This window comes from Halochromatium sp. (assembly GCF_046541315.1).
In the GTDB taxonomy this organism is placed as follows: domain Bacteria; phylum Pseudomonadota; class Gammaproteobacteria; order Chromatiales; family Chromatiaceae; genus Lamprobacter.
Genome location: NZ_JBKHDN010000153.1, coordinates 1 through 6,814 on the forward strand (window position 1 = coordinate 1; position 6,814 = coordinate 6,814).

Annotated in this window: 6 protein-coding genes; all 6 read right to left on the reverse strand. The window is 65.9% G+C overall.

The window, feature by feature from the left end:
* Positions 1-19 precede the first annotated feature (19 nt).
* Positions 20-802 (reverse strand): DNA repair protein RecO, encoded by a 783-nt coding sequence (gene recO, locus ACLFQI_RS10255; RefSeq protein ID WP_410759059.1) that lies wholly within the window; start codon positions 800-802, stop codon positions 20-22.
* A 38-nt stretch (positions 803-840) separates the two neighbouring features.
* The gene (gene era / locus ACLFQI_RS10260) at positions 841-1,929 is read right to left on the reverse strand and encodes a GTPase Era (protein WP_410759060.1); all 1,089 of its coding nucleotides are present in this window, start codon (positions 1,927-1,929) and stop codon (positions 841-843) included.
* A 28-nt stretch (positions 1,930-1,957) separates the two neighbouring features.
* Complete coding sequence (gene rnc / locus ACLFQI_RS10265; RefSeq protein ID WP_410759062.1) at positions 1,958-2,638, reverse strand: ribonuclease III; 681 nt, start codon at positions 2,636-2,638, stop codon at positions 1,958-1,960.
* A gap of 40 nt (positions 2,639-2,678) precedes the next feature.
* Positions 2,679-3,524 carry a signal peptidase I gene (gene lepB / locus ACLFQI_RS10270; RefSeq protein WP_410759063.1) on the reverse strand — a complete coding sequence of 282 codons (846 nt, stop codon included), beginning with the start codon at positions 3,522-3,524 and terminating at the stop codon, positions 2,679-2,681.
* An 83-nt stretch (positions 3,525-3,607) separates the two neighbouring features.
* Complete coding sequence (gene lepA, locus ACLFQI_RS10275) at positions 3,608-5,413, reverse strand: translation elongation factor 4 (protein WP_410759065.1); 1,806 nt, start codon at positions 5,411-5,413, stop codon at positions 3,608-3,610.
* Between the two features lie 57 nt (positions 5,414-5,470).
* A partial coding sequence (locus ACLFQI_RS10280) for a DegQ family serine endoprotease (protein ID WP_410759067.1) occupies positions 5,471-6,814 on the reverse strand: 1,344 nt, incomplete at its 5' end.

Consider the following 6,814-nt stretch of genomic DNA (forward strand, 5'->3'; position numbering starts at 1 on the left):
GGCCGGATGGCGGCGCGCGTCAGCCCGGGCGGCGGCGAAACAGCTCGCGACTGCGCAGCGGTTTCGGTCCCAGATGCGGCGCCAGCGCGGCGCGCATCAGGCCGCGCGCCGCGCGGCTCTCGCTCGGCGACAAGGCCGATCCAGCGGCCAGCCGTTGCAACGTAGCGCCGCTGACCAGCGTCGCCAACGCGAGGTCGGGGTCCACCGAGGCCGCCACCGCCGGCCCCGGACCCCATCTCGCCTCGGGTCTCGGCTCCATCGCCGCATCCGGCATCGGCTCCAGCCCCACCTCGGGCCTGTAACCATAGCATCGGTTTGGATCGATGGGGACACCGTGGCGATCCCGGCGCAGATCGAGCGCATAGCCAAGCTCTTCCAGCAGGCGCAGCTCGAAACGTCGCAGCACCAGGTCCATTGCCTCGCTGGCCAGATCCGCCAGCGCCTGCTGGTAGAACACGAACAGGGCGGCTTGGGGATCGGCGCGCGCGAGCAGGCGCAACAGCAGCTCGTTCAGGTAGAAACCGCAGTAGAGGCGTTCGCCGCCGAGCGCGATGGCGCTGGCGGCGGCCTCGGCTCGGGTCAGGGTCTTGACCTCGCCACGACCAACCCAGTGCAGCCAGAGCGGCTGAAACGGCTGCAGCAGCGAGGCCAGGGCGCCACGCCCCTTGGGTGCCGTCTTCGCCCCCTTGGCGATGCAGGCCAGCCGACCGGCTTCCGCGCTGAAGACCTCGAGCAGCAGGCTAGTGTTCCGATAATCGCGCCGATGCAGAATGAAACCGCGCTTGAGTACCGGCGCGCTCATGGCCAAGACCGACCAGCAACCCTCGACAAGCGCGAGGCTCAGTATTCGCCGTAACCAAGGCTCGCCAGTGCCGCCTCGTCACTGCTCCAGCTGTCCTTGACCTTGACCCAGACCTCGAGATGCACGCGCCGGCCGAACAGCTTCTGCATCTCCAGCCGCGCCTGCGATGCCGCTGCCTTCAGCGCCTCGCCGCGATGGCCGATGATGATCGCCTTCTGGCTCTCGCGCTCGACCCAGATCAAGGCCTGGATGCGCGCCCTGGGCTCCTCGGCTCGCTCCGTCCCCGTCGATCGCCCGGTCTTGGGCCCGGCCTTGGGCTGTTCAGCCTTGGGCCGCGCCTCCCCGGAAGGTTCCAGGGTGAAGGACTCGATCTCGACCGTGGTCCGATAGGGCAGTTCCTGGCCATAGCGCTGCATCAGCTGCTCGCGCAGCAACTCGGCGGCGAGGAAGCGCTCCGAGCGATCGGTGAGCTGATCGGGCGGAAACAGCGGCTCGCCGGCCGGCAAGGCGGCCAGGATCTCGGCCTCCAGCGCCTCGACCTGGTGCCCCTTCAGCGCCGAGACCGGCACCAGGGAGACGAACGCATGCCGTTCCGACAACGCGCGCAGGAACGGCAGCAGGCGCGTCTTGTCGGCGACGCGATCGCTCTTGTTGACGGCAACCAGGGTGGGCGTGCCGGCCTTGGCGATCTCGGCCAGCGCCAGCGCGTCCTCATCGGTGAATTGCAGCGCCTCGACCACCAGCAGCACCAGGTCGACATCGGTCAGGAGCGCGCGCGCGGCCCGATTCAGATAGCGGTTGAGGGCATTGCCGCCGCGTTGATGCAGGCCCGGCGTGTCGACATAGAGGATCTGGCCGCCGGCCAGGGTCGAGACCCCGAGAATGGTGTGGCGCGTCGTCTGCGGCTTGTGCGAAGTGATCGCCAGCTTCTGCCCAAGCAGCCGGTTGAGCAGGGTCGACTTGCCGACATTGGGGCGTCCGACGATCGCCACGTAGCCGCAGCGATGAGCGCTGCCGCCAGGGGCGGCATCCAGCGTAGCGATGACAGCGGTGGGCGCGGTCGCCGCCTGATCATCCAAAGGCGCAGCTAGAGGCGCATCCGGGGGCGCATCCAGGGGCTCATCCATAGGCTCATCCGGGGGCTGGCTCATAGGCTCACTCGTTCTCGCTCAACAAGGCAAGCATGGTCTCGGCCGACTGCTGCTCCGCGCGCCGCCGGCTGGAGCCATCGCCCAGGCATTCGCGGCCATCGTCGGGCAACCGGCAGCGCACCCGGAAGCGTTGCGCATGCTGCTCGCCGGTGACCTCGGTGACCTCGTACTCGGGCAAGCCGCGCCGGCGCGCCTGCAACCATTCCTGCAGCCGAGTCTTGGGATCCTTGCGCGCCTCCTGATTGGCGACATCGGCCAAGGCCTCGGCGCAGAGCTTGAGGATCACCTGCTTGGCCGGCACAAAGCCCTGATCGAGATAGATGGCGCCGATCAGCGCCTCCAGCGCATCCGAGAGCACCGAGTCGCGCGCATGGCCACCGGAGCGCAAGGCCCCCGGGTCCAGGCGCAGATAGTCGCCCAGATCGAGCGACCGGGCGATCTTGGCCAGCGCCTCGCGATTGACGAGCGTCGCGCGGCGCCGGGTCAAATCGCCCTCGCTGGCCTCGGGAAAGCGCTGCAACAGCACCTCGGCGATGACAAAACCGAGCAAGGCGTCGCCCAGGAATTCGAGCCGTTCATTGTTCACCGGCCCCGCGCTGCGGTGGGTCAGGGCCTGTTCGATGAGCGCCAGCGAGGCCGGCGGATGGCCGAGCAACGTGCTTGCGAGGCGCTTGGGGTCAGTCATCTTGCGGCGCGTCTTGGGGTCGGCTGCGAGGGCGTCGGATTCAATGGACCACATCGCCAATGCGGTCGAACGCGATCGGCAGGCCATCGCGATTGCCATCCCAACTCATCCAGATCGCAAACGCCTTGCCGACCAGGTTTTCGTCGGGCACGAAGCCCCAGCAGCGCCCATCGTTGCTGTTATCGCGATTGTCGCCCATGACGAAATATTCCCCCTCGGGCACCGTCACCGGACCGCGCGCGAGCACGCTGCAGGAGCGTGGGAAATCGCCGGTGCGCGGATTGATCAGGATCTTGTGCTCGTGCTCGTCGTCGACCTGTTCGAACGCCTCGATCAGCCCGGTCGGCTTGCCGTTGTCGCCGACATAGTCGCCGAGCGGGGACTGCTCCAGGGGCTCGCCGTTCACATAGAGCGTCTTGTCGCGATAGTAGATCCGATCGCCCGGCACCGCGATGACGCGTTTGATGTAGTCGATCGACTCATCGCGGGGGAAACGGAAGACCATCACATCGCCGCGCTCGGGCGCGCCGAGGTCGAGGAATTTTTTGTTCAGCACCGGCCAGCGCAGGCCATAGGCGAACTTGTTGACCAGGATGAAGTCGCCGACCAGCAGGGTCGGCATCATCGAACCCGAGGGGATGCGAAAGGGCTCGACGAGGAACGAGCGCAGCAGCAGCACGACCAGGATCACCGGGAAGAACGAGCGCGCGTACTCGACCAGCACCGGCTCCTTATAGCCGCCGCTCTGGGCGGACGCGCCCTTGCCGGCGGCACTGGTGGCGGCACGGCGACGCCGCTTGGGCGCGAACAGCAGCGCATCCAACAGCCAAATGCCGCCGGTCAACAGCGTGGCGGCAACGAGAAAGGTCGGGAAGTCGAAGCTCATGGCGCGGTGGCGTCTCCTGGTCCTGTGACGGCGCGTTGAACGCCGCACCGGGCGCGACGATCAGGTTTGGGATGAAAAATCGGTCAATTATCCTTGCTGGACTGAAGCACCGCAAGGAAGGCCTCTTGCGGGATCTCGACCCGCCCGACCATCTTCATGCGCTTCTTGCCCGCCTTCTGCTTTTCGAGCAGCTTGCGCTTGCGCGTCACGTCACCGCCATAGCATTTGGCGGTGACGTTCTTGCGCAGCGCCTTGACCGTGGTGCGGGCGATGATCTTGCTGCCGATCGCGGCCTGGATGGCGACCTCGAACATCTGCCGCGGGATCAGATCCTTCATGCGCTCGGCGAGTTCACGGCCGCGATGGACCGAGTTGGAGCGATGCACGATCAGCGACAGCGCATCGACGCGCTCGCCATTGATCAGCAAGTCCAGCTTGACCAGATCGGCGGCGTCGAAACGCTTGAGTTCATACTCGAACGAGGCATAGCCGCGACTGACCGACTTCAGCCGATCGAAAAAGTCCAGCACCACCTCGTTCAGCGGCAGCTCATAGGTCGCCTGCACCTGACCGCCAAGGAACTGGATGTTCTTCTGCACCCCGCGCTTCTCGATGCAGAGGTTGATGACGCCGCCGAGCAGATCCTGCGGCACCAGGATGTGGGCCTCGATGATCGGCTCGCGGATTTCGGCAATCTGGGTCGTCTCCGGCAGGTTGGCCGGATTATCGACGTTGATCACCGCGCCATCGTTCAGCGCCACCTCATAGATGACCGTGGGCGCGGTGGTGATCAGCTCCAGATCGTATTCGCGCTCGAGCCGCTCCTGGATGATCTCCATGTGCAGCATGCCGAGAAAGCCGCAACGGAAGCCGAAACCGAGCGCCTGCGAGGTCTCGGGCTCGTAGAACAGCGCCGATTCATTCAGCCGCAGCTTGGCGAGCGCGTCGCGCAGATCCTCGTAGTCATCGGACGAGATCGGATAGAGCCCGGCGAACACGCGCGGGCGGATCTCGCGAAAGCCTCCCAGCCGCTCGCGCGCGGGGCGATCGGCGCCGGTGATGGTATCGCCGACCGGCGCGCCGTCGATCTCCTTGATACCGGCGACGACGAAGCCGACCTCGCCCGGGCCGAGCTGCTCGCGCGGGGTCTTCTTCGGCGTGAAGATGCCGATCGTCTCGGCCTGATGCACGCGGCCGACCGACATCACCTGGATCTTGTCGCGGCGTTTCAGCGTGCCCTCCTTGACCCGGATCAGCGAGACCACGCCGACATAGGGATCGAACCAGGAGTCGATGATCAAGGCGCGCAAGGGCGCCTCGGCATCGCCGACCGGCGGCGGGATCTTCGCCACCAGCATCTCCAGCAGCTCGGGGATGCCGAGACCGGTCTTGGCGCTGACCCGGAGCGCCTCCTGGGCATCGAGACCGATGATCTCCTCGATCTCGTTGATCACCCGCTCCGGCTCGGCCGAGGGCAGATCGATCTTGTTCAGCACCGGCAAGACCTCGAGGCCGAGATCGATGGCGGTGTAGCAGTTGGCCACGCTTTGGGCCTCGACGCCCTGCGCCGCGTCGACCACCAGCAGCGCGCCCTCGCAGGCCGCCAGCGAGCGCGAGACCTCGTAGGAGAAGTCGACATGGCCGGGCGTGTCGATGAAGTTCAGCTCGTAGACCTGACCGTCCTTGGCCGGATAATCCAGGGTCACGCTTTGCGCCTTGATGGTGATGCCGCGCTCGCGCTCCAAGTCCATGGAATCGAGCACCTGCTCCGACATCTCACGCTTGGTCAAGCTGCCGCAATGCTGAATGAAACGATCGGCAATGGTCGACTTACCATGGTCGATATGAGCGATGATGGAGAAATTGCGTATATGACTGAGATCGGCCATCGGTGGCAGTGATCCTTGGCTATCCGGGGGCTATCCGGGCAAAAAGGGCGGCTAAGCTTACTCTGGCGGCAACCGAAGCGCATGGAACATGCGACCATCGCCGCGCTGCACCAGCACGGCCACCGACTCTCCGGCCGGCACCGTTTCCACGAGGCGCTCGAACTGAGCCAGGTCCCGAACGGGTTCGTTATGGAAGTTCAGGATCAGATCACCGGCGCGCAGGCCGGCCCGTTCGGCGGGCCCGGTCTCGACGCGATCGATCAGAACGCCGCCCTCCTCGGGCTGAAGCAGTTCGCGCTGATCATCCGGCACCGCCTTGACCACCAGGCCCAGCCGATTACTCGCCGGTGGCGACGCTCCATTGCCGGGCTGGATGGAGGCCAGATCATCCTCGGGCAGCTCCGCCAGGGTCACCGCCACTTGGCGCCGTTCGCCATTGCGCAGGAGCTCAACCTCGACCGTGACATCGACCTTGGTCACCCCCACCAGCGGTGGCAGGTTACTCGAGGTTAGGACGTCGATGCCATCGAACGCCAGGATGATGTCGCCCGCGCGCAGTCCCGCCTGCTCGGCCGGACTCTTGGGCAGCACCCGCGAGATCAGGGCGCCAACCGGATGCGGCAGCCCGAAGGGCTCGGCAAGGTCCCGGGTCACGTCTTGCACTAGGACGCCGAGCCAGCCGCGACTGACCCGACCCTTGTCCTTGAGTTGCTCGACCACATCGATGGCCACGGCGATCGGAATCGCGAACGACAGCCCCATGAAACCGCCCGTGCGGCTGTAGATCTGCGAGTTGACGCCAACCACGCGGCCATTGAGATCGAACAACGGCCCCCCCGAGTTACCCGGGTTGATCGCCACATCGGTCTGGATGAAGGGCACATAGTTCTCGGACGGCAGCGAGCGCCCCTTGGCGCTGACGATGCCCGCCGTCGCGGAATGCTCGAAGCCGAAAGGCGAGCCGATCGCCAACACCCATTCCCCCACCTCGATGGCCGCGGAGTCGCCGAGTTCAACCGCCGGCAGATCGGTCGCGTCGATCTTCAGCAGGGCAAGATCGCTGCGCCCGTCGGCGCCGATGACCTGGGCGACGAACTCGCGGCGATCGCTCATGCGCACGATGATCTCGTCGGCGGCCTCGACCACATGGGCATTGGTCAAGATGTAACCATCCGGGCTCAGAATGAAGCCTGAGCCGAGCGAGCGCCCTTGCCCATCCTCATCCGGCAGGGGACCCCCTTCCTCGCCGAAGAAATGGCGGAAGAAGTCGTACAGAGGACTGTCTTCCGGCAGGCCGTCATCGGCGCTGAAGTCCTGCGGCCCGAGCCCGTCAGCCTGCTTGCTACTGATGTTGACCACGGACGGGCCATAGCGCTTGACCAAGGGGATAAAGTCCGGCAG

Bases quoted from the DNA above. Each gene is read 5' to 3' on its own strand.
- lepA (WP_410759065.1), bottom strand. From the start codon at position 5,413: ATGGCCGATCTCAGTCATATACGCAATTTCTCCATCATCGCTCATATC.
- recO (WP_410759059.1), bottom strand. From the start codon at position 802: ATGAGCGCGCCGGTACTCAAGCGCGGTTTCATTCTGCATCGGCGCGAT.
- lepB (WP_410759063.1), bottom strand. From the start codon at position 3,524: ATGAGCTTCGACTTCCCGACCTTTCTCGTTGCCGCCACGCTGTTGACC.
- era (WP_410759060.1), bottom strand. From the start codon at position 1,929: ATGGATGAGCCCCTGGATGCGCCCCCGGATGCGCCTCTAGCTGCGCCT.
- rnc (WP_410759062.1), bottom strand. From the start codon at position 2,638: ATGACTGACCCCAAGCGCCTCGCAAGCACGTTGCTCGGCCATCCGCCG.